The sequence below is a fragment of the Mesorhizobium sp. M7A.F.Ca.ET.027.02.1.1 genome, assembly GCF_004022985.1.
Classification (GTDB): Bacteria; Pseudomonadota; Alphaproteobacteria; order Rhizobiales; family Rhizobiaceae; genus Mesorhizobium.
Genome location: NZ_RZOL01000796.1, coordinates 1 through 1,091 on the forward strand (window position 1 = coordinate 1; position 1,091 = coordinate 1,091).

The 1,091-nt window shown below is 63.5% G+C and carries 2 protein-coding genes; one reads left to right on the plus strand and one right to left on the minus strand.

Annotated elements, in window-relative coordinates:
- Positions 1-108: 108 nt before the first annotated feature.
- Positions 109-822, minus strand: a complete 714-nt coding sequence (locus EN749_RS36215) for a type IV secretion system protein (protein ID WP_128365018.1) — start codon at positions 820-822, stop codon at positions 109-111.
- A 30-nt stretch (positions 823-852) separates the two neighbouring features.
- Between EN749_RS36215 and EN749_RS38040 the strand changes: the two genes are divergently transcribed.
- Positions 853-1,091 (plus strand): hypothetical protein (locus tag EN749_RS38040; RefSeq protein ID WP_189368005.1); only part of this gene is annotated, 239 nt, incomplete at its 3' end.

Sequence of the window (1,091 nt, forward strand, 5' to 3'; positions counted from 1 at the left end):
GCATCGGTCCCTCGTCGCGCGAGCATGGAGCCTTGAGCGGCTTGTGGCCGCACCCCGAGGTCGCGACAGCGCCAATGATGGCGGCCGCTGATAGAAGCAAGCGCACCGTCATTGGCCGGGCTTGTATTCGAGCCCCCGCGAGGCCTGCGTGATCAGGTTCATACGATCGATGTTTTCCTGGTTGGCGGCCGCCGTAGCGGTGTTCACCGCGCCGATCAGCTCGTTCACGGTCAGACCGGTTTGCACCATGATCTGGCTGTTCTGATCGATCGAGCCCTTGATGTCCTGCGCCGTGCCGATCCGCTGAGCGCCCGACTGAAAAGCGTTGGAACGCGTCTTCACCCCGTTTTGCGAGGAGTCGAGCAGTCCGGTGACCGTGGCCGCGACGTTCACCAGGGCGCTGTAGTTCTTATCCATCTGCGTCGTCTCACCATTGATCAGACCCGAGATGGTTTTCACCAGCTGCAGGCCGTTGATCAGGTTCGAAACCATCCCCTGCGATCCGTTGCCGAGGCCGGCGAACGACAACGAGCCACCTGAGATCACGCTACCAAGCGAGGGCGCGTCCCCCATGGAGAAGCCGCCATTGCCCAAGGCCATCTGCGCGAGCTGGCCGGCCTGGCTCGACCGGTCGCCCGTGACGGCCTGCAGCGTCTTTTGCGTATAGTTCATGATGTTGCGGTCGGTGCTGAGGATCTCGCTCGTGGCCGAAGCAATCTGCCGAGCCTGTTCCAGATTAGCCTCGTCGATCGTAGGCACCTGCGCACAGGCGATGCCGCCAAAGCCAAGCAAGAGTGCCGCTGTTAACGCAATTCCACGCATAGCGCTTTCTCCTATTGAGCCTGATATTGCTTGACGGCCGACATCAGTTCGTCGGTCGTCATTGTGACGGGGGCGCTGTTCGCGTCCCTTTGGATTTGCGAAAGCATGGGCGAGACGTTTTCAACCGTGTCGGGCGTGCGCGGCGCCGTGCAGCCGCTGTCCGTCGACGAGCAGCACGGGTTGCCGGCCGTGCCGACGCCGCTCGAACCCCCGGGGCAGCTCGTCGCGCCACCCGAGCCAGGCGGCGGGGACGCGGGAGTGGGCACCAC

What these genes read in the sequence shown, in the direction of transcription:
- EN749_RS36215 (WP_128365018.1), bottom strand. Translation starts at nt 822, where the DNA reads ATGCGTGGAATTGCGTTAACAGCGGCACTCTTGCTTGGCTTTGGCGGC.